The organism is Pseudomonas sp. MWU12-2020 (genome assembly GCF_023100605.1).
Lineage (GTDB): Bacteria > Pseudomonadota > Gammaproteobacteria > Pseudomonadales > Pseudomonadaceae > Aquipseudomonas > Aquipseudomonas fluorescens_H.
In genome coordinates, this window is record NZ_JALMEX010000006.1 from 330,843 (window position 1) to 351,152 (window position 20,310).

The window sequence follows — 20,310 nt, forward strand, 5'->3', positions numbered from 1 at the left end:
TCGACCGGAGTCGAGAGAGCCCACGACCACTTAGTAGTTGATCGCCTTGCCGGTCTGCTGGGCAGCGTTCTGCGCTTTGGTGGCAGAGTCCTGATAGGCGCTGGCGATACCGTTGACGGTATCGGTCATCATCTTGTTGGACTGAGCCTGGGCGTTCATGGTGGTGGTTGCTGCAGCAGTGGCGTCCATCTGCGTCATGGCAGCCATCGAAGCGCCAAGGGATGCGGTACCGGCCATAGTGTTACTCCTGATAATCGAAGGTTGTTTGAACACCCCAATGGTGTTCGAACAGTGAGTGGTCGATTCTCGGAAGCGGTTCCATGAGGTCGGCAAATCGATGCGCACAAACCCGAGATCAGAGCTCGGGGGAATCGATGCTCAGGCTTTTCATGCGGTGGTAAAGGGTGCGTCGGGGGATCCCCAGTTCGCTGATCACCGCGTCAATGCACTTGTCGTGACGGCTGAGGCAATCTTGGATCAGGGTTTTCTCGAACAGGCGCAAATGGCTTTTGAGCGGCACGCCGGACTGGCAATCACCGAAAGGTGCATCCATCTGCAACGCAGGCATGCCCAGCACGAAACGCTCGGCAGCGCATTTGAGTTCTCGGATGTTGCCCGGCCAGCGATGGCTGAGCAGACGCTTGAGCAGGTCGGGGTCGGGTTGCGGAATCGGTTGATGGTGACGCACGGCGGCTTCATTGACGAAGCGCTGAAACAACGGCTGGATGTGTTGCAGGCCCGAGCGCAAGGTGGGGAGCTGGATCTTGATCACATTGAGGCGAAAAAACAGGTCGCGGCGAAACTTTCCCTCTTCCACCAGTTTTTCCAGGGGGGTCTGGGTGGCGACGATTACCCGCAGGTCCAGCGGCACAAAGCGCGTCGAGCCCAGGCGCTCGATACCGCGCATCTCCAGCACACGCAGCAACTTGGCCTGGAGCAGCAACGGCATGCTATCGATTTCGTCGAGATACAGCGTGCCGTGGTTGGAGGCTTCGATGTAGCCCGCCCGGGACTTTGACGCGCCGGTATAGGCGCCGGCCATGACCCCGAACAATTCACTCTCGGCCAGTTGTTCGGGCACCGCTGCACAGTTGAGTGCAATCAGCGGTCCCTCGCGACAGGACAATTGATGAATACGTCGGGCCAGTGTGTCCTTGCCGGTGCCGGTTTCGCCTTCCAGCACCATATCGACCTTCAATGGCGCAGCCTTATTTATGAAAGCTTGCAGCGTCCCTGCACTGTCGAGAACTTCATGTTCCCAATGCGTAGAGTGATTATTCGAAAAACCCCCGGTCATCTTGTTCCCTCATGATGATCACTTCTGTCGGGCTCGAGGAATACAGAACGCCGCACCTTCCTCAACGCAAAACACTGGAAGGAGAATCGACGTCGCGAACGCAATGTATGCCTGCCACACCATTCTTTTTTTTCTGGACGATAGAGATCAGCAGGTACCCGGCGTTCATTTTCACAGCCAATCCCCCACTGACTGGATCTGCCCGGCAATGCTTGCATGAACGACGGCGGCTTGTATTTGCGCAAATCTGCCGCGCGACTGTCAATCGAGCAGACATCCGCTGTCAGGCAGTCTATGCAGCCCGTTCGAGCCGGCAAAATTGAAATTCAACAGCTCAATCATAGGGAATATCAATAACCCTGACATCTTGACGCTATCTGCGAAAGTACACCTCAAAAAGCGCCAGAAAACTTCAGGGATCTCAAAATGAACAGCCAATGGTAATACCCGCTTACTTTCTCTCGGATTAAACATTGAGAGGCTGTTTATACAAACGCTGCATGACAAATCTTGCAATAACTATTAACTTACCGCCGCCCCGACCGATGGAGGGTCGGGCATTCGCACTCAGTTAAGGAAAACGATGGCAATGGTCTATTGTCGTGCTTGCGCCAAGGAGCTACACGAAACGGCGCTCACCTGCCCCCAATGCGGGGCTGCCCAACAGGCCTGCGTGCCGCAAACGCAAGCTGCAATACCCTGGCTGGCCATCGTTTCGTTGATCCTCGGAATTATCAGCGCACTTACCCTGTTTGATGATTCCGAATGGGACAGGGATGCGATTGTCGGTGTGGGCATTCTCAGCCTTGCGGGCCTCACTTGCGGCATTGTCTGTATCAACCAAAAACACCCAGGAAGAAACCTCGCGATTGCCGGCATTGTTTTGTCAGGCCTTGCCGCGTTCGTTTTGTCCTGTCTATCGATTGAATAATTTTAGGGAAAAAATATGAGCTTGGTTTTCTGCCGTGGTTGCGCCAAGGAGATTAGTAGTCTGGCTGTGGCCTGCCCACAGTGCGGTGCACCTCAGGCAACTCAACAGTCCTATGCAAGCGGTCCCGCGATCACCACGGGCAACCCTTACGTGGAAGCGCTGAAGAATTACGCCGAATTCAAAGGCCGCGCCACTCGCCGCGAATACTGGATGTTCGTGCTGATCAACCTGGGTATCTGCATTGTCATGGGTGTTCTCGATGCAATGCTCAACACCAAGGGCGTGCTCTACAACCTGTACAGCCTGGCGATGTTCCTGCCGAGCATTGCCGCCGGTGCGCGCCGCATGCACGACACCGACCGTAGCGGCTGGTGGTTGCTGCTGCCGATCGTCAACCTGGTGTTCCTGGTGCAAGACAGCCAGCCGGGGCCAAACCGTTTCGGGCCGAACCGCAAAGGCAACAACTGAGTCACCCCGCAGCACGTTGAACGAGACGGCCTTCATGGCCGTCTCTTTGTTTGTACGACATGAATCTGAAACGCCGCCGGATTTTTACTCGCGGCGCAACATAGATTTGTCATCAAACAGATTGATAGCCCCCTAACGAAAGGTGCATGCTAGAGGGCTCGAATCGGTCTTATATCATTCCGAATGATAGTTACCTTTGCTTCATTCGATTCGTGCCATCACACCCCCGCCGAGCATCATCCGCCCATCTTCAATACATTGGCGGATGATTCCATGGAACAGTCACTCAAACATTTGCGCTTCCCCTTGGCCCTGTTGGCCGTGCTGGTGATGAGCGCTTGCGGCAAGACTCCGGAGACTGCCGCCACCCTGCCCGCTGCCAAAGTCAGCGTGGCGAAGGTGCTGGAACAACCGGTCAACGAGTGGGACGAATTCACCGGGCGCCTCGAAGCGCCGGAAACTGTTGAAATTCGTCCTCGGGTCTCTGGCCAGATCGACGAGGTGGCGTTCACCGAAGGTGCGCTGGTCAAGAAAGGTGACCTGCTGTTCCAGATCGACCCGCGTCCTTTCCAGGCTGAGGTGCGCCGCCTCGAAGCCCTGGTAGCCCAAGCGCGTGCCAACGCCACTCGCAGTGAAAACGAAGCCGGTCGTGGCGAACGCCTGCGTGCCAGCAACGCGATCTCCGCGGAACTGGCCGACTCGCGCACCAGTGCTGCACAAGAAGCCCGCGCCGCCGTCGGCGCCCTGCAAGCGCAGCTGGATCTGGCCAAACTGAACCTGAGCTTCACCCGTGTCACCGCACCGATCAGCGGTCGCGTCAGCCGCGCCGAAATCACTGCCGGCAACCTGGTGACCGCCGACACCACCCCGCTCACCAGCGTGGTCTCCACCGACAAGGTCTACGCCTACTTCGACGCAGACGAGCGTGTGTTCCTCAAGTACACCCAACTCGCCCGTAACGGTCAGCGCGGCGCGACCACTCCGGTGTACATGGGCCTGTCCAACGAAGACGGCAACCCGCACCTCGGTCAAATGAACTTCGTCGACAACCAGGTCAACCCGAAAACCGGCACCATCCGTGGTCGTGCGGTGTTCGACAACAGCGACGGCACCTACACCCCAGGCCTGTACGCACGGCTGAAACTGGTCGGCAGCGGCACCTACAACGCCATGCTGATCAACGACGAAGCGGTCGGCACCGATCTGGGCAAGAAATTCGTGCTGGTGATGGATGCGGACAACAAGACCGCCTACCGTCCCGTCGAACTCGGGCCGAAGATCGAAGGCCTGCGCATCGTGCGCAGCGGCCTGAACAAGGACGACACGATCATCGTCAAGGGCTTGCAGCGGGTACGTCCGGGTTCGCCGGTTACCCCTGAAGTGATCCCGATGGCCAGCGAGCAGACCATTGCCGCTCTGGCTCAACAACGACAAGCGCTGGAAGCCAGCAACCTGCCCAAAGTCGCACCCGCCAAAGGTGCACAGGGTACGGCTGTGAAGCTCGCCGCTGCGACCCCACGCGGTTAAGGGACGACAACTCCGATGAATTTTTCCCAATTCTTCATTTCACGGCCGATCTTCGCAGCGGTGCTCTCGCTGTTGATCCTGATCGCCGGTGCGATCTCGCTGTTCCAGCTACCGATCAGCGAATACCCGGAGGTCGTGCCGCCCACCGTGGTGGTGCGTGCCAACTTCCCGGGCGCCAACCCCAAAGTCATTGGTGAAACCGTGGCCGCTCCGCTGGAGCAAGCCATCACCGGTGTCGAGAACATGCTGTACATGTCCTCGCAGTCCACCGCTGACGGCAAGATTACCCTGACCATCACCTTCGCCCTGGGCACTGACCTGGACAACGCGCAGGTGCAGGTGCAAAACCGGGTGACCCGTACCGAACCGAAACTTCCCGAGGAAGTGACGCGCATCGGTATCACCGTCGACAAGGCCTCGCCCGACCTGACCATGGTTGTGCACTTGACCTCGCCGGACAAACGCTACGACATGCTCTACCTGTCCAACTACGCGATCCTCAACATCAAGGATGAGCTGGCTCGCCTGGGTGGTGTCGGTGACGTGCAGCTGTTCGGTATGGGCGACTACTCGCTGCGGGTCTGGCTGGATCCGAACAAGACCGCTTCGCGCAATCTGACCGCCACTGATGTGGTGACGGCGATTCGTGAGCAGAACCGTCAAGTGGCTGCCGGTCAACTCGGTGCGCCCCCTGCCCCGAATGCCCAAAGCTTCCAGCTGTCGGTCAACACTCAGGGCCGTCTGGTCTCCGAAGAAGAGTTCGAGAACATCATCATTCGCGCAGGCGACAACGGTGAAATCACTCGTCTCAAGGACATCGCTCGCGTCGAGCTGGGTTCCAGCCAGTACGCCCTGCGTTCGTTGCTGAACAACCAGCCTGCTGTAGCGATCCCGATCTTCCAGCGTCCAGGCTCAAACGCCATCGAGATCTCGAACGAAGTTCGCGGCAAGATGGAAGAACTGAAGAAAAGCTTCCCGCAAGGCATGGACTACAGCATCGTCTATGACCCGACGATCTTCGTGCGCGGCTCGATCGAAGCAGTGGTTCACACCCTCTTCGAAGCACTGATCCTTGTGGTGCTGGTGGTGATCCTGTTCCTGCAGACCTGGCGCGCCTCGATCATTCCGTTGGTGGCAGTGCCGGTATCGTTGATCGGTACGTTTGCGGTGATGCACCTGTTCGGTTTCTCGCTCAACGCACTGTCGCTGTTCGGTCTGGTACTGGCGATCGGGATCGTGGTGGACGACGCCATCGTGGTGGTGGAGAACGTCGAGCGCAACATCGAACTGGGACTGACGCCGGTCGAAGCGACCAAGCGGGCGATGCGTGAAGTGACCGGCCCGATCATCGCCACGGCGCTGGTGTTGTGTGCGGTGTTCGTACCGGCCGCGTTCATCTCCGGCCTCACCGGGCAGTTCTACAAGCAGTTTGCGTTGACCATTGCGATTTCGACCGTGATCTCTGCGTTCAACTCGCTGACCCTGTCGCCGGCTCTGGCTGCGGTATTGCTCAAAGGGCATGACGCGCCGAAAGACCGCTTCTCCAAAGTGCTGGACAAGATCTTCGGTGGCTGGCTGTTCCGTCCGTTCAACCGCTTCTTCGACCGCGCCAGCCATGGTTATGTCGGCACCGTGCGCCGGGTCATCCGCAGCAGCGGTATCGCCCTGCTGCTGTACGCAGGCCTGATGGTGCTGACCTTCTTCGGTTTTGCCAACACCCCGACCGGTTTCGTCCCCGGCCAGGACAAGCAATACCTGGTGGCCTTCGCGCAACTGCCGGACGCCGCGAGCCTGGATCGCACCGAAGACGTGATCAAACGCATGTCCGACCTGGCACTGAAGCAACCGGGCGTGGAAAGCGCCGTAGCGTTCCCCGGTCTGTCGATCAACGGCTTCACCAACAGTCCGAACGCCGGCATCGTGTTCGTGACCCTGAAACCGTTCGACGAACGTAAAGACCCGAGCATGTCCGCCGGAGCAATCGCCGGAGCCTTGAACGGTCAGTACGCGAACATTCAGGAAGCGTACATGGCGATCTTCCCGCCACCGCCGGTACAAGGCCTGGGCACCATTGGTGGTTTCCGCCTGCAAATCGAAGACCGGGGCAACCTGGGCTACGACGAGCTGTACAAGGAAACCATGAACATCATCGCCAAGAGCCACAACGTGCCTGAACTGGCCGGGCTGTTCACCAGCTACACCGTGAACGTGCCGCAGGTCGACGCTGCCATCGACCGCGAAAAAGCCAAGACCCACGGCGTGGCCGTCAGCGACATCTTCGATACCCTGCAGATCTACCTGGGTTCGCTGTATGCCAACGACTTCAACCGCTTCGGGCGCACCTATCAGGTCAACGTTCAGGCTGAACAGCAGTTCCGCCTCGAATCCGACCAGATCGGTCAGCTGAAAGTGCGCAACAACAAAGGCGAAATGATCCCGCTGGCGACCTTCATCAAGGTCAGCGACACCTCGGGCCCGGATCGCGTGATGCACTACAACGGTTTCATCACCGCGGAAATCAACGGTGCGGCAGCCCCCGGCTACAGCTCCGGCCAAGCGGAAAAAGCCATCGAGAAACTGCTCAAGGATGAACTGCCGAACGGCATGACCTACGAGTGGACCGACCTGACTTACCAGCAGATTCTGTCCGGCAACACCGCGCTGTTCGTGTTCCCGCTCTGCGTCCTGCTGGCGTTCCTGGTACTCGCCGCTCAGTACGAAAGCTGGAGCCTGCCACTGGCGGTGATCCTGATCGTACCGATGACCCTGCTGTCGGCCATTACCGGTGTGATCATCTCTGGCAGCGACAACAACATCTTCACCCAGATCGGCTTGATCGTACTGGTGGGGCTTGCGTGCAAGAACGCGATTCTGATCGTCGAGTTCGCCAAGGACAAACAGCTGGAAGGTCTCGATCCGCTGGCGGCGGTTCTGGAAGCCTGCCGTCTGCGTCTGCGGCCGATCCTGATGACCTCCTTCGCGTTCATCATGGGTGTAGTGCCACTGGTGTTCTCCAGCGGTGCCGGTGCCGAGATGCGTCATGCCATGGGTGTGGCGGTGTTCTCCGGGATGCTCGGGGTGACCTTCTTCGGTCTGTTGCTGACGCCAGTGTTCTACGTATTGATCCGTAATTTCGTCGAGCGTGGCGAAGCCCGCAAAGCCGCCAAGGCACACGCTCTGCAAAAGCCACTGGAGGCGCAATAATGAGTCTGAAAGTCTTCCTGCCGAGTCTGCTGGTGCTGGCGTTGAGCGCCTGCGCCGTCGGCCCTGACTACAAGACCCCGGCGACGGAGGCGGCCAACATCACGACCGCCACCGACGGCGCTGCCGGTCAGAAGAACTTTGACCGTTCGAAGTTCGAAGGCATCTGGTGGCAGCAATTCGACGATCCGACCCTCAACCAGTTGGTGACTCAATCGCTGCAAGGCAACCGTCAACTGCGCGTGGCGTTCGCCCGCTGGAAAGCCGCCCGGGCGATCCGCGACGACGTCAGCAACGATGCGATGCCGACCATCACCAGCCGCGCGAGCAGCGATCTGGCCAAGGGACAAATCCCCGGCCAGACCACCAAACGGGTCAACAGCGAACGCTACGATCTGGGGCTGGACATGGCCTGGGAAATCGACCTGTTCGGGCGTATCCAGCGCAATCTGGAAGCCAGCGACGCCGACCAGCAGGCGGCCGAAGCCGATCTGTACCAACTGCAAGTCACCATGATTGCCGAATTGGTGGATGCCTACGGTCAGCTGCGCGGCGCACAACTGCGCGAGAAAATCGCCGTGGCCAACCTGGAAAACCAGCAGGAGTCACGCAAGATCACCATCAGCCTGCGTGACGCCGGCGTGGGCGATCAGCTCGACGTCGAACGTGCCGATGCGCGTCTGGCCTCGGTCGAAGCCAGCGTGCCGCAACTGCAGGCGGAACAGGTTCGGCAGAAGAACCGCATCGCTACCCTCCTGGGTGAGCGTCCGGACAAACTGACCGTGGATCTGAGCCCGAAAGAATTGCCGGCGATTGCCAAGGCCTTGCCGATCGGCGATCCGGGTGAGCTGCTGCAACGCCGTCCGGACATCCTCAGCGCCGAACGCAAACTGGCCTCGGCCACCGCGCGAATCGGCGTGGCGAAAGCTGATCTGTTCCCACGGGTCAGCCTCAGCGGGTTCCTTGGCTGGACGGCCGGGCGTGGTTCGCAGATCGGTTCCTCGGCCGCCAACGCCTGGGCACTCGGCCCGAGTATCACCTGGGCAGCGTTTGATCTGGGCAGCGTGCGCGCCCGTCTGCGCGGCGCCGATGCCGATGCCGAAGGCGCGCTCGCGACCTACGAGCAACAAGTGCTGCTGGCACTGGAAGAATCGGAAAACGCCTTCAGCGATTACGGCAAGCGTCAGCAACGGCTGATCTCGCTGATCCGCCAGAGTGAATCGAGCCGCAAGGCAGCCGATCTGGCGGAGATCCGCTACCGCGAAGGCACGACCGACTTCCTCGTGCTGCTCGACGCTCAGCGGGAACGTCTGAATGCCGAAGACAGCCAGGCCCAGGCTGAAGTCGATCTGTATCGCGGCATCGTCGCGATCTACAAGGCCCTGGGTGGTGGCTGGCAGCCGGAAACCGTCGCCAGCAAGTAAGCATTTCTACAGAGCTCCTTTGGTTGGCCGCAACCAACCAATTTTTTGCCCCGCGTATCATTCGGTCGCGGGGCTTTTTTGTGCCTGTTCTCACAATTGATCGATGTGGGAATTTGACTCAACGGCCATGCTGACCGAAGCTTGCCCCCTCTGCCAAAGAACATCCGTTCACGGAATCCTGCATGCCTCAGTCCCGCCGCTACCTGTTCATCAGCCTTGGCCTTGTGCTGGTTATCGTCATCGCCTGGTTATCGCTGCGCAGCACCACCCCGGTGGTGCCAGAAGCGATCAAGCGCGGCTATAGCGAAGCCCTCACGGCGGCCCGTTCAGGGCAGCCGGGTGCAGCGCGGCAGTTGTATCAACAGTTGGGGCGCCCGGATCTGTCGCCCAAACGCAGTGCCTGGCTGCTGGCGGAGCTGCCCAACTATCCAAGCCCGCAAGCGCTGAAACTGGCCGACGCTCATCTGCAAAACGAAGCGCCCGAAGTACGGCTGGCGGCGATTCAAAGTGTGGTGGGACTGGTGCCCGGCGGGCAGCGCAGTCTGTTGCTCGGGCCAATGCTCGACGATGAAGACCAAAGTGTGCGGTTCGCTGCGATCAACGCCTTGCTGGGCCTGACGCCGGATGAACTGGGTCTGTATTTCGCGCCGTTGCAGCAAGCGATCGATGGCTGGGAGCAAGTGCTCAAGGAGCAACCGGAAAACGCCGCCACCTATGCGCAACTGGCGCGCCTGTATCTGCACAACGCCGAACTCAAACAAGCCCAGCAAGCGCTCGACAATACCCTGCGCCTGGAACCGGACAACCTGCCGGCGCTGGTCATGCAAATCGATGTCCTCGACCGTCAGGGCCAAAGCGACGCCGCCCGCCAGTTGCTGGCCAGACAGCTGCAGGCCCAACCGGATTCCGCCTACCTGCAACACGCGTTGGGGCTGTGGCTGCTGCACCACGACCAACGTGAGTTCGCCCTGCTCGGTTTGTCCAAAGCGGTGGAACTCGAGCCCGACAACAAGGATTACCGCTACGACCTCGCCACCACCCTGCACGCCGCCGAAGAGCTGGAAGCGGCGCAAAAACAGTTGCAGGAAGTGGTGCAGCGCCACCCCGCCGACCGCAAGGCGCGGGTGTTGCTGATCAATTACTGGAAGGAAAGCGGGCAGTTGCAGAACGTGCAGATTCTGCTGGCACAACTGGAACAGATGAACCCTGACGACCCGGCCTTGCAGCAAGGTCTCTAAGCGGTTTCAAGGGGATTTACCCCTCGCCACAAAGAAAAAGCGGAACCGCCATCAGTGCGTGGGGTCAAGTAAATCAGGTCGCTCAATTCAGTCTGCGGCCTCGATTCCCCTAGTCATGAGAGGGCATTCTTTGTCTACGTCCAACGAGTTGATCAGTGCAAAAGCCGCCACCGGCATCGTCGGCCTGGATGACATCCTGGCCGGCGGTTTGTCCCGAGGGCATGTGTTTTTGCTCGAAGGTGAACCCGGTACAGGCAAAACCACCGTCGCGTTGCATTTCCTGATGGCGGGCGCCCGTGCCGGCGAACGTTGTCTGTACATCACGCTGTCGGAAACCGAACGTGAACTGCGCCAGGGCGCGCTGTCTCACGGATGGGAGCTGAACGAGAACATCGAGATCTTCGAGCTGACGCCACCCGAAAGCCTGCTCAACGCCGAGCATCAGCAAAGCCTGCTGTACTCCTCCGACCTGGAACTGGGCGAAGCCACCAAGCAGATTTTCGAAGTGGTCGAGCGCTTCAAGCCGACCCGCGTGGTGCTCGACAGCCTGTCGGAGATCCGCCTGCTGGCGCAGAGCTCGCTGCGCTATCGTCGGCAGATTCTGGCGATCAAACACTACTTCGTACGCTACGACGCCACCGTGCTGCTGCTTGACGACCTGACCACCGAGTCCCTCGACAAGACCGTACACAGCGTCGCCCACGGGGTAGTCCGTCTCGAAGAACTGACCCCCAATTACGGCGCCGAGCGCCGACGCGTGCGCATCGTCAAGTATCGCGGCCAGAAGTACCGTGGCGGTTACCACGACTTCACCATCATGGGCGACGGCGTGCATGTGTTCCCACGCCTGGTCGCCGCCGAACACCGCAGCGACTACCCGCGTCTGCAACTGAGCAGCGGCATCCAGGAAATGGACGCCTTGCTCGGCGGCGGGGTCGAAACCGGCTCCAGCACGCTGATCCTTGGCCCGGCCGGTACCGGCAAATCGCTGATCTCGATGATCTTCGCCGCCTCCGCCGTGTCTCGCGGCGAGAAAGCCGCCCTGTTCATCTTCGATGAAGAACTGGGTCTGCTGTTTGAGCGTATGAACAACATCGGCATCGACCTCAAGGCGCTGCAAGCCACCGGCAACCTGCTGATCGAACAAGTGGATGCTGCCGAACTGTCCCCCGGCGAGTTCTCCCACCGGGTACGTCGCTGCGTTGACGAACGCAACATCAAGACCGTGGTGATCGACAGTATCAACGGCTATCAAGCCGCGATGCCGGAAGAGAACGCACTGGTACTGCACATGCACGAGTTGCTGCTGTACCTCAACCGCAAAGGCGCGGCGACTTTCATGACCGTGGCCCAGCACGGTCTGGTCGGCGACATGCAGGCACCGGTGGACATCACTTACCTGGCCGACACGGTGATCCTGCTCCGCTACTTCGAAGCCATCGGCAAGGTCCGCCGGGCGATTTCGATCATCAAGAAACGTACCGGCAGCCACGAATCGACCATCCGTGAATACCGTATTTCCACGCACGGCATGACCATCGGTGAACCGCTGGAGGCCTTCCAGGGAGTGTTGCGCGGCGTGCCGACTTACCTCGGCGCGAGCAATCCGCTGTTGCGGGAAGAAACCTTGTGACGGTTACCGTAACGCTGGCGGAACGGGCGCTGATTCTGGCGCCCATGGGTCGTGACAGCCAGGTGGCGCTGATGATCCTCAATGAGGCAGGGTTTGGTGGGGTCATCACGCCAGATCTGGGTGCACTGTGTGCGCAACTGGAACCCGGCGCCGGACTGCTGCTGATTGCCACCGAAGCCCTGCACGGCCCCGAACTGGAAACGCTGCTGAATTTTCTCGAACAGCAACCGGCCTGGTCGGATCTGCCGATCATCCTGCTGACCCACCACGGAGGCCCGGAACCGGGCCCCTCCTCACGCCTGAGCAAACTGCTGGGCAACGTCACGTTCCTTGAGCGCCCGTTCCATCCGGCGACCCTGGTCAGCCTAGTCTCCACCGCCCTGCGCGGACGACGACGACAGTACGACGCCCGCGATCGCCTGATCGATTTGAGTGAAAGCGAACGGCGCCTGCAATCGACCCTGGAAACCCTTGAGCAACAGGTCGAGGAGCGCACCGCGCAACTTCGCCACAACGAAGAAGCCTTGCGCCAATCGCAGAAAATGGAAGCGGTCGGCCAGCTCACAGGCGGCATCGCCCACGACTTCAACAACATGCTCACCGGGATCATCGGCAGTCTCGAGCTGCTGCGTCGACGGCTGGCTCGCGGGCGCACCGAAGACCTCGACAGCCTGATCGATCTTGGCGTGACTTCAGCCAACCGCGCGGCCGGACTGACTCACCGCTTGCTGGCGTTCTCGCGCCGGCAATCGCTGGACTCCAAAGCCGTACAGATGAACACACTGGTGCTGTCGATGGGCGAGCTGTTGCAACGCAGCCTCAACGAAAGCATTCAGCTGGACATGCGCCTCAACGACCAGCTGTGGATCGCCGAAGCCGACCCCAATCAACTGGAAAGCGCCCTGCTCAATCTGGTGCTCAACGCCCGCGACGCGATGCCCGAAGGCGGAAAACTGGTGGTCGAGACCAGCAACCAGGTGCTTGAACGGGAATTCACCGAGGCCTACCCGAATCTCGAGCCTGGCGATTACGTGATGCTCAGCGTCACCGACAACGGCAGCGGCATGCCGCAGAGCGTGATCAACCGCGCGTTCGATCCGTTTTTCACCACCAAGCCCATCGGTCAGGGTACGGGGCTGGGTCTGTCGATGATTTACGGCTTCAGCAAACAGTCCCGTGGTCACGTCACGATTGAAAGCGAAATCGATCAGGGCACCACGGTCAAACTGTACCTGCCACGCTTTCGCGGCGAAGAGCTGGAGCATCCGGTGTCCGCTGTTCAGCAGGCCCCGGAGGCGCTGGATGGCGAAACCGTGTTGATCGTCGAAGACGACCCTGCGGTGCGCGTGCTGGTCAGCGCGGTGCTCAGTGAATTGGGTTATGCGTTTGTCGAAGCCGGCGATGCCGACGGCGCCGTGCCGATCCTCAACTCGGCGCAGCGCATCGATCTGCTGATCAGTGACGTCGGCCTGCCGGGCATGAATGGTCGGCAACTGGCGGAAATCGGCCGGCAGTACCGGCCCGGGTTGAAGGTGTTGTTCATCACCGGTTATGCCGAGCACGCTGCCGTGCGCGGTGGCTTCCTCGACTCGGGGATGCAGATGATCACCAAACCGTTCACCTTCGATCTGCTGACCGCCAAGGTTCGCGAGATGATCAAGAACTGACCCCCAAATACGACTGTAGGAGCTGCCGCAGGCTGCGATCTTTTGATCTTGTTTTCAGGATCAAGAGATCGCAACCTGCGGCAGCTCCTACAGGGGCGTTTCGGTGTATTCAGATCAGGCCAGCAGTTCCTGAATCTTTTCCTGCAGCACATCCAGATCGAACGGTTTTTCCAGGATCGGCGCCTTGCGCGTGATCGGGCTGCCGGTCTCACGGATTTCATGCGGGTAGCCGCTGATGAAGATCACTTTCAGATCCGGGCGCAGTTTTACCGCTGGCTCGGCGATCTGCACGCCGGAAATACCGCCCGGCAGGCGGAAGTCGGTGATCAACATGTCCAGATGCGGCTTGCTCGCGAGAATCTCGAACGCCTGCTCGCCGTTTTCGGCCTGCAACACGCGATACCCCTGCCCCGACAGATAATCTGTCAGCACCATCAAGATAACCGGTTCGTCCTCGACGACGAGTACTACATCTTGTGCATCTACGCTCATGGGAAGCCTTTGTTCGGTCAATAGCTGCTGATACGACCGTGCGGTCACTCAGAGGTTGCGTCGGATATGCCGTTTTCCTGGATTGGCAGACAAACGCGAAACAGGGCGCCTTCGTTGATTTGACTCTCGACGGCGATGGAGCCGCCATGGGCGGCGACGATCTGCTCGGAAATGAACAGACCCAGCCCGAGACCAGCCACTACCGTCTTGGCGGAAACCCGTTCGAACTGTTGGAAAATACGCTTCTGGTTCTCTTCACTGATACCGATGCCATGGTCCTGAACCTCGATCCGCGCCTCGTCGCCCTCCCGGTACACGCGCACCTGAATCGGACTGCGGCCACCGTAGCGCAAGGCATTGGTCAGCAGGTTGGACACCACCTGTTCGATACGGAACTCGTCCCAATAACCCACCACCGGTTCTGGCGCGGTGAAGCTGACTTCAGTCTCGGCGGCCTCCATCTGCTGCGCGAAATTCTGCAGCAGGTTGCCCACCAGTTGCGACAAATCGAAACGATTCGGCCGGATCGACAGCTTGCCGGTGCGGATGCGCGAAACGTCGAGCATGTCTTCGATCAGCCGGATCAGGCTTTTGATCTGGCGCTCGTCGCGATCGACCATCGCGTGCATTTTGTCGAGGGTGAACGCAGCGGCGTTGTCCCGCGCCAGATGCATCTTGCGCAATTGGGTCTCGAGTATCAGGCCATTGAGCGGCGTGCGCACTTCGTGGGCGACGATTGACATGAAGTCATCGCGCATCCGCACCGCCTGCTCCAGCTCCAGTTGCGTGCTCTGCAGTTGCTGCAGCAGCGCTTCCTGCTCGCGGCGCGCCTGCTCAAGGGCTTCGACCTGTTGCTTCATGGCCTTGCTCTGGCGGTACAGGTCGACGAATACGTTGACCTTGCTCTTCACCGCGTGGATATCCAGCGGCTTGTGCAGGAAGTCCACCGCACCACTTTCATAGCCCTTGAACGCGTAGTTCAATTCGCGGCCGGCGGCGCTGACGAAAATGATCGGAATGTTCTTGGTTTTCTCGGTGCCGCGCATCAATTCGGCGAGTTCGAAGCCGTTCATGCCCGGCATCTGTACGTCGAGGATGGCCATGGCGAACTCGTGTTGCAGCAGCAGCGAAAGTGCTTCATCCGCCGACAGCGCCTTGTAGACGGTGCGGTCCTCGCGCTTGATCAGCGCTTCGAGGGCCAGCAGGTTTTCCGGCAGATCGTCGACGATCAGCAATTTGGCCTGGATATTACTCAGCATGCGATTCGTTCCAGCTCGACAAGCAGACGGCCGATGCCGTGAATGGTTAGGACATGGTCGGGCTGCTGAAGCTTCAGTGCAGCCTGAGGCATGGTGGCGACCTGTGCATCTTTTGGGTCTTGAACGATGGTCAGTCCGCCGCGCTGCTTGACTTGCGCCAGGCCGCGAGCGCCATCGTGATTGGCGCCGGTCAGCAACACGGCGGCCAGTGTTTCGCCGTAAGCGTCGGCGGCGGATTCGAACAGGTAGTCAATCGACGGTCGGGAATGGTGCACGCGGTCTTCAAGGCTCAGCGACAGACTGCGATCCTGCTCGACCGACAGGTGATAACCGGGTGTAGCGAAGTAAACCGTGCCGGGGACGATATCCTGCTTGTCCGTCGCCTCCTCCACCGGCAGCATCAGCCGCCGGGCGAATACTTCGGCCAATTGGCTGCGACGCTCCTCCGGCAGGTGCAACACGACAATGATCGGCAACACATAACCCTGGCGCAGCGGCGCGAGCAGGGTCAGCAGGGCCTCGACCCCACCGGCTGAAGCACCGACCACGATGGCCTCGACGCGAGGCAACTCCACGGCATCGTTCATAATTTGCGGTAGATCCGTTCTTGTTTGACCAGCGGTTCGAACTGATTCGAGTAGTTGGAAAAATCCAACGTTTCCTTGCTGCCCAACACCAGAAAGCCACGGTGGCACAGCGATTCGTGAAACAGACCGAAGGCACGGTCCTGAAGTTTCTTGTTGAAGTAAATCAGTACGTTGCGGCAGGAAATCAGCTGCGTTTCGGAGAACACGCTATCAGTCGCGAGACTGTGGTCGGCGAAGGTCACGTTCTCGCACAGGCTCTTGTCGAAGATCGCGTAGCCGTAAGCAGCGGTGTAGTAATCGGCAAAGGAGCGCTGGCCGCCGGCCTGCTGGTAATTGGCGGTGTAGGCGCGGACGTTCTCCATGGAGAAAATCCCCTGCTTGGCCTTGTCCAGCGAGCGCGGGTTGATGTCAGTGGCGTAGATGATCGTGCGGTCGAGCAGGCCTTCCTCGCGCAGCAGAATCGCCATCGAATACACCTCCTCACCCGTGCTGCACCCGGCGATCCAGATCTTCAGCGACGGATAGGTGCGCAGCAGCGGCACCACTTCCTTGCGGATCGCCAGAAAGTGCGATGGATCGCGAAACATCTCGCTGACCGGGATCGTCAACAACTGCAGCAACTGCATGAACGCGGTCGGATCGTGCAGCACTTTCTCCTGCAAGGCCGAAATGGTTGCGCATTCGAACTGGTTCAAGGCGTGCTGCACCCGGCGCTTGATCGAAGCGCCGGAGTAATCGCGAAAATCGTAGCTGTACTTGAGGTAGATAGCCTCGATCAACAACCGCAATTCGATTTCGCTGTTGCGCTCCGCGGAGTGATTGCTATCCACTAAATGCGTTCCATCTTCGGTAACCACACGCGAATCAACGAGAACAGGCGATCCAGGTCAATGGGCTTGGCCAGGTAATCGTTCGCGCCCGCCTGCAGGCAGCGCTCCTGATCGTCCTTCATGGCCTTGGCCGTCACCGCAATGATTGGCAGCTTGCGCCAGCGCGGGTCCTTGCGGATTTCAATGGTGGCTTCAAAACCATCCATTTCCGGCATCATCACGTCCATCAGCACCAGATCGATGTCCTCGACTTCATTCAACTTATCAATCGCCTCACGACCATTTCGGCCGATCACCACGACTGCGCCCTTATGCTCCAGCGCGCTGGTCAGCGCGAAGATGTTGCGCACATCATCGTCCACCAGCAGCACCTTGCGCCCCTCAAAAACCTTGTCGCGGCTGCGGGCAGTCTTGAGCATCTTCTGCCGCTCATGGGACAACTGCGATTCGACTTTGTGCAGAAAGAGTGTCACTTCATCAAGCAGACGTTCCGGCGAACGTGCGCCCTTGATGATGATCGAGCGCGAATACTTGCGCAGCTCGGCTTCTTCATCGCGGGTCAGGTTGCGTCCGGTGTAGACAATCACCGGCGGGAACGAGCAGATGTCCTCGGTAGACATGCGCTTGAGCAGATCGTTGCCGAGCATGTCCGGCAATTTCAGGTCGATCACCATGTAGTCGTAGATCGTCGTGCGCAGTTTCTCCAGCGCGTCCTGCGCCAGACCGACGGCGGTGATCTCGATGTCATCGTCGCCGATCAGGCGGGCAATGCTTTCGCGTTGCAGATCGTCATCTTCGACCAGCAGCACGCGCTTGACCTTTTGGGTCAGCTTGGCTTCGAGGCGGGCGAACACGTCCTTGAGCTCTTCGCGGGTGGTCGGCTTGACCGCATAACCGATCGCGCCCATGTGCATCGCGGCCTCAACGCGGTCTTCAACCGAGATCACGTGCACCGGGATGTGCCGGGTTTCGGCGTGTTCTTTCAGACGCTGCAACACGGTCAGCCCGGAGTGGTCCGGCAGGCGCATGTCGAGCAGGATCGCGTCCGGCACGAACTCGCGGGCCAGGTCATACCCTTCGTCCGCACCGTGGGCCACCAGGCACTGGTAACCCAGTTCGTGGGCGAGGTCGTAGAGAATGTGGGCAAAATTCGGCTCGTCTTCCACCACCAGAATGCAGCGGGTGGCGAACGGTGCCTTGCCACGGTCATCGGCAAAGCGCGGGATATGCACCGGCGCCATGGGCGACACGCTTGCCGATGGCAGTGCAACCGGCACCGGAATCGACGCCGGCGCAGTGAAGGTCAACGGGGCCGCAGGGCTGTCACCCGGCTCGCTGTATTGCTGCGGCAACACCAGAGTGAACACACTGCCCTGCCCCGGCGCGCTGCTGACGCTGATCGAACCGCCAAGCAACGCCGCCAGATCCCGCGAGATCGACAGGCCCAGACCGGTGCCGCCGTACTTGCGGTTGGTCGTGCCGTCGGCCTGACGGAATGCTTCGAAGATGCTTTCCTGCTGATCCGCGGCAATACCGATCCCGGAATCGCGCACGATGAACGCAATGCGCTCGTCCGGCTGACTGGCGATGGTCAGGCTGACCGCGCCGTGTTCGGTGAACTTCACGGCATTGGACAGCAGGTTTTTGATCACCTGTTCCAGACGCTGGCGGTCGGTGTACAGCATGATCGGCGCATCCGCCTGCAACTCGACGCTGAAAGACAGTTGCTTCTCCGCTGCCAGCGGTTCGAACACGCTGCGCAGGCCATCAGCCAGACGCGCGACACTGGTGTTTTCCGGGATCACTTCCAGCTTGCCGGCCTCGACCTTGGAAATGTCGAGAATGTCGTTGATCAGGTTCAGCAGATCGTTGCCCGCCGAATAGATCGACTCAGCGAACTTGACCTGTTCGGCCGTCAGATTGTCCTGCGGGTTCTCGGCCAGCAACTTGGCGAGGATCAGCGAACTGTTCAGCGGCGTGCGCAGTTCGTGGGACATGTTGGCGAGGAATTCGGACTTGTACTTGCTCGAGCGCTGCAGCTCTTCGGCGCGCTCTTCGAGCTGCACCTGGGCATGATTGAGTTCGGTGTTCTTCTGATCCATCGCATCGCGTTGCTCGGCCAGGGTCTTTGCCTGTTCGGCCAATTGCTCGTTGGTCTGCTCCAGCTCGACCTGCTGGGTTTCCAGATGCGCCTGCGACTCCTTGAGAATCCGCGACTGCTCTTCGAGTTCTTCGTTGGCGGTTTTCAGCTCTTCCTGCTGCACCTGCAACTCTTCGTTGAGCTGCTGGGTTTCGGCCAGCACTTCCTGCAGGCGCTGACGATAACGCGCCGCTTCGATCGAAGTGCCGATGTTGCCGGAAATCAGTTCCAGCAATTCGATATCGCGCTCGGTGAGTGGCCGTAAAAAGCCCAACTCGATCACGCCGTTGACCTGGTCATCATTAGTCGTCGGCACCACCAGCACGCTGCGTGGCAGCCCCTGACCCAGGCCCGAGCTGACTTTGAAGTAGTCGGCCGGCACCGAGTCCAGACGAATCAGTTGCCCCTGCTGGGCAACCTGACCAACGATGCCTTCGCCACTATAGATCTGCTGATCCAGCTCTTCCTGCTCGCGGGAGAAGCCGTAGGACGCCACACGCTTGAGGCCGCCGTGTTCTTCGCGCACGTACAACGCCGCCACGGCGGTGCCCAGATATTGCGCGCAGAACTGCAGAATGTTGCGCCCCAGCAGGTTCAGCGTCAGTTGCCCCAGCACCTGCTCTGCCAGTTCGGTCTGGCCGCTGCGCATCCACGCCTGGCGCTCCAGACGCTCGGCGCTGGCCTGTTGCGCGGCGAGGTTGGCGCTGTAGCTGTCAGACAGGCGAATCAGATCGCGGCGACCGACATAGGCCAGCAAGCCGCTGATCACGGCGATAAACAGCAGGTACAGGGTGATGCTCCAGATCGTGGTGCGGCGCACGTCTTCGTTGCGCGTGGTGCGCAACTGCTGCTCCATATCGATCACATCTTCGAATTGCTTGCGGATCTCGTCGGTCAGGCGCTTGCCGCGTCCGGCCTTGACCGCGCCCCGGTAATCACCGCTGGAGCGCTGCAGATCGATCATCGATTGCGCGTAGTTGGCCCACTCGATCTGCAATGCCTGCAGACGCCGCAGACGATCGGTCTGCACCGGGTTGTCGGCGGTCAGTTCCAGCAGGGTATTGAGCGCGACGTTGATCCGCGGCTTGGCGGTTTCATACGGGTCGAGGAAGTGTTCGTCGCCGCTGAGCAGGAAACCGCGCATGCCGGTTTCCAGATCAACGGTGAGTTTCACCGCTTCGTTGGCGTTATTGATCACCCGGTCGGTGTGTTCCACCCATTGGATCACCGACAGCAGATAAGTAATCAGAGACACAAAGAACACGGCGCTGAGCGCGCCAACGCCCAGCGGCAAGCCGATGTTGCGCGTCAGGAGTTTGCGAAACCGTGTTTCATCAATCGAAGACGGAGTGGACATGGGGCGGCCTTGTCGAACTGTCGAAACCCGGGAGTTTGCCCGAAAACGGCCGCATGGATCCATGTTTCTGACTGCTTTGGCAGCAATTTCCTACATTTTGCTGCGCTTCCCGAGCAACCAACCGTTATCCTTGCGCCGCGGATTGCAGCTAATCTTTTTTCCATCGAATCGGGAACTTGTGGCCATGCGCCACTTACTCATGCAAGAGCCCGGCATTTTCGACCGGTCGCCGTCCCGATTTCCTTTCTTGAGAGCACCA

General features: G+C 59.8%; 15 protein-coding genes. 8 read left to right on the top strand and 7 right to left on the bottom strand.

The features are described from left to right. Window positions 1-30: 30 nt before the first annotated feature. Both M0814_RS16700 and M0814_RS16705 read right to left on the bottom strand, forming a co-directional pair. Window positions 31-237 carry a hypothetical protein gene (locus M0814_RS16700; RefSeq protein ID WP_003225095.1) on the bottom strand — a complete coding sequence of 69 codons (207 nt, stop codon included), beginning with the start codon at window positions 235-237 and terminating at the stop codon, window positions 31-33. A gap of 118 nt (window positions 238-355) precedes the next feature. Beyond that, window positions 356-1,297, bottom strand: coding sequence for a sigma-54 dependent transcriptional regulator (locus M0814_RS16705; RefSeq protein WP_003225097.1), 942 nt, complete (start codon window positions 1,295-1,297; stop codon window positions 356-358). A 583-nt stretch (window positions 1,298-1,880) separates the two neighbouring features. Here M0814_RS16705 and M0814_RS16710 point away from each other — a divergent pair. The 8 genes from M0814_RS16710 (at window position 1,881) to M0814_RS16745 (ending at window position 13,386) form a co-directional block, all read left to right on the top strand. Continuing rightward, window positions 1,881-2,228: a hypothetical protein gene (locus tag M0814_RS16710; RefSeq protein ID WP_003225099.1), complete on the top strand. Its 348-nt coding sequence runs from the start codon at window positions 1,881-1,883 to the stop codon at window positions 2,226-2,228. Between the two features lie 15 nt (window positions 2,229-2,243). Next, complete coding sequence (locus M0814_RS16715; protein WP_103483515.1) at window positions 2,244-2,696, top strand: DUF805 domain-containing protein; 453 nt, start codon at window positions 2,244-2,246, stop codon at window positions 2,694-2,696. Window positions 2,697-2,969: 273 nt separating this feature from the next. Beyond that, complete coding sequence (gene mexE / locus M0814_RS16720) at window positions 2,970-4,223, top strand: multidrug efflux RND transporter periplasmic adaptor subunit MexE (protein ID WP_003225103.1); 1,254 nt, start codon at window positions 2,970-2,972, stop codon at window positions 4,221-4,223. Window positions 4,224-4,238: 15 nt separating this feature from the next. Continuing rightward, window positions 4,239-7,427 carry an efflux RND transporter permease subunit gene (locus M0814_RS16725; RefSeq protein WP_003225105.1) on the top strand — a complete coding sequence of 1,063 codons (3,189 nt, stop codon included), beginning with the start codon at window positions 4,239-4,241 and terminating at the stop codon, window positions 7,425-7,427. Beyond that, on the top strand, window positions 7,427-8,848 hold the full coding sequence (locus tag M0814_RS16730; RefSeq protein ID WP_003225107.1) for a TolC family protein: 1,422 nt from the start codon (window positions 7,427-7,429) through the stop codon (window positions 8,846-8,848). Before M0814_RS16725 ends, M0814_RS16730 begins: the two co-directional genes overlap by 1 nt. A 182-nt stretch (window positions 8,849-9,030) precedes the next feature. Beyond that, complete coding sequence (locus tag M0814_RS16735; protein ID WP_103483516.1) at window positions 9,031-10,086, top strand: tetratricopeptide repeat protein; 1,056 nt, start codon at window positions 9,031-9,033, stop codon at window positions 10,084-10,086. Window positions 10,087-10,216: 130 nt separating this feature from the next. Beyond that, window positions 10,217-11,719 carry an ATPase domain-containing protein gene (locus M0814_RS16740; RefSeq protein ID WP_103483517.1) on the top strand — a complete coding sequence of 501 codons (1,503 nt, stop codon included), beginning with the start codon at window positions 10,217-10,219 and terminating at the stop codon, window positions 11,717-11,719. Then, window positions 11,716-13,386, top strand: coding sequence for an ATP-binding protein (locus M0814_RS16745; protein ID WP_103483518.1), 1,671 nt, complete (start codon window positions 11,716-11,718; stop codon window positions 13,384-13,386). The genes M0814_RS16740 and M0814_RS16745 overlap by 4 nt, the downstream gene beginning before the upstream one ends. 114 nt (window positions 13,387-13,500) lie before the next feature. Here the strand turns inward: M0814_RS16745 and M0814_RS16750 are convergent, their stop codons facing one another. From M0814_RS16750 to M0814_RS16770, 5 genes are read right to left on the bottom strand one after another with little or no spacing between them, the layout of a single operon-like run. Further along, on the bottom strand, window positions 13,501-13,878 hold the full coding sequence (locus tag M0814_RS16750; RefSeq protein ID WP_103483519.1) for a response regulator: 378 nt from the start codon (window positions 13,876-13,878) through the stop codon (window positions 13,501-13,503). A gap of 44 nt (window positions 13,879-13,922) precedes the next feature. After that, the gene (locus tag M0814_RS16755) at window positions 13,923-15,137 is read right to left on the bottom strand and encodes a hybrid sensor histidine kinase/response regulator (RefSeq protein WP_103483520.1); all 1,215 of its coding nucleotides are present in this window, start codon (window positions 15,135-15,137) and stop codon (window positions 13,923-13,925) included. Next, window positions 15,131-15,724, bottom strand: coding sequence for a chemotaxis protein CheB (locus M0814_RS16760; RefSeq protein WP_103483521.1), 594 nt, complete (start codon window positions 15,722-15,724; stop codon window positions 15,131-15,133). Before M0814_RS16760 ends, M0814_RS16755 begins: the two co-directional genes overlap by 7 nt. Then, a complete protein-coding gene (locus M0814_RS16765; RefSeq protein WP_103483522.1) occupies window positions 15,721-16,554 on the bottom strand; it encodes a protein-glutamate O-methyltransferase CheR in 834 nt (277 codons plus the stop codon). The genes M0814_RS16760 and M0814_RS16765 overlap by 4 nt, the downstream gene beginning before the upstream one ends. Further along, on the bottom strand, window positions 16,554-20,051 hold the full coding sequence (locus M0814_RS16770) for a response regulator (protein WP_247868504.1): 3,498 nt from the start codon (window positions 20,049-20,051) through the stop codon (window positions 16,554-16,556). Before M0814_RS16770 ends, M0814_RS16765 begins: the two co-directional genes overlap by 1 nt. Window positions 20,052-20,310: the final 259 nt, after the last annotated feature.

Excerpts from the sequence above, each read along its gene's own strand:
- M0814_RS16710 (WP_003225099.1), top strand. The coding sequence starts at position 1,881 with ATGGCAATGGTCTATTGTCGTGCTTGCGCCAAGGAGCTACACGAAACG.
- M0814_RS16735 (WP_103483516.1), top strand. The coding sequence starts at position 9,031 with ATGCCTCAGTCCCGCCGCTACCTGTTCATCAGCCTTGGCCTTGTGCTG.
- mexE (WP_003225103.1), top strand. The coding sequence starts at position 2,970 with ATGGAACAGTCACTCAAACATTTGCGCTTCCCCTTGGCCCTGTTGGCC.
- M0814_RS16725 (WP_003225105.1), top strand. The coding sequence starts at position 4,239 with ATGAATTTTTCCCAATTCTTCATTTCACGGCCGATCTTCGCAGCGGTG.
- M0814_RS16770 (WP_247868504.1), bottom strand. The coding sequence starts at position 20,051 with ATGTCCACTCCGTCTTCGATTGATGAAACACGGTTTCGCAAACTCCTG.
- M0814_RS16760 (WP_103483521.1), bottom strand. The coding sequence starts at position 15,724 with ATGAACGATGCCGTGGAGTTGCCTCGCGTCGAGGCCATCGTGGTCGGT.
- M0814_RS16755 (WP_103483520.1), bottom strand. The coding sequence starts at position 15,137 with ATGCTGAGTAATATCCAGGCCAAATTGCTGATCGTCGACGATCTGCCG.
- M0814_RS16750 (WP_103483519.1), bottom strand. The coding sequence starts at position 13,878 with ATGAGCGTAGATGCACAAGATGTAGTACTCGTCGTCGAGGACGAACCG.
- M0814_RS16730 (WP_003225107.1), top strand. The coding sequence starts at position 7,427 with ATGAGTCTGAAAGTCTTCCTGCCGAGTCTGCTGGTGCTGGCGTTGAGC.
- M0814_RS16700 (WP_003225095.1), bottom strand. The coding sequence starts at position 237 with ATGGCCGGTACCGCATCCCTTGGCGCTTCGATGGCTGCCATGACGCAG.
- M0814_RS16705 (WP_003225097.1), bottom strand. The coding sequence starts at position 1,297 with ATGACCGGGGGTTTTTCGAATAATCACTCTACGCATTGGGAACATGAA.
- M0814_RS16715 (WP_103483515.1), top strand. The coding sequence starts at position 2,244 with ATGAGCTTGGTTTTCTGCCGTGGTTGCGCCAAGGAGATTAGTAGTCTG.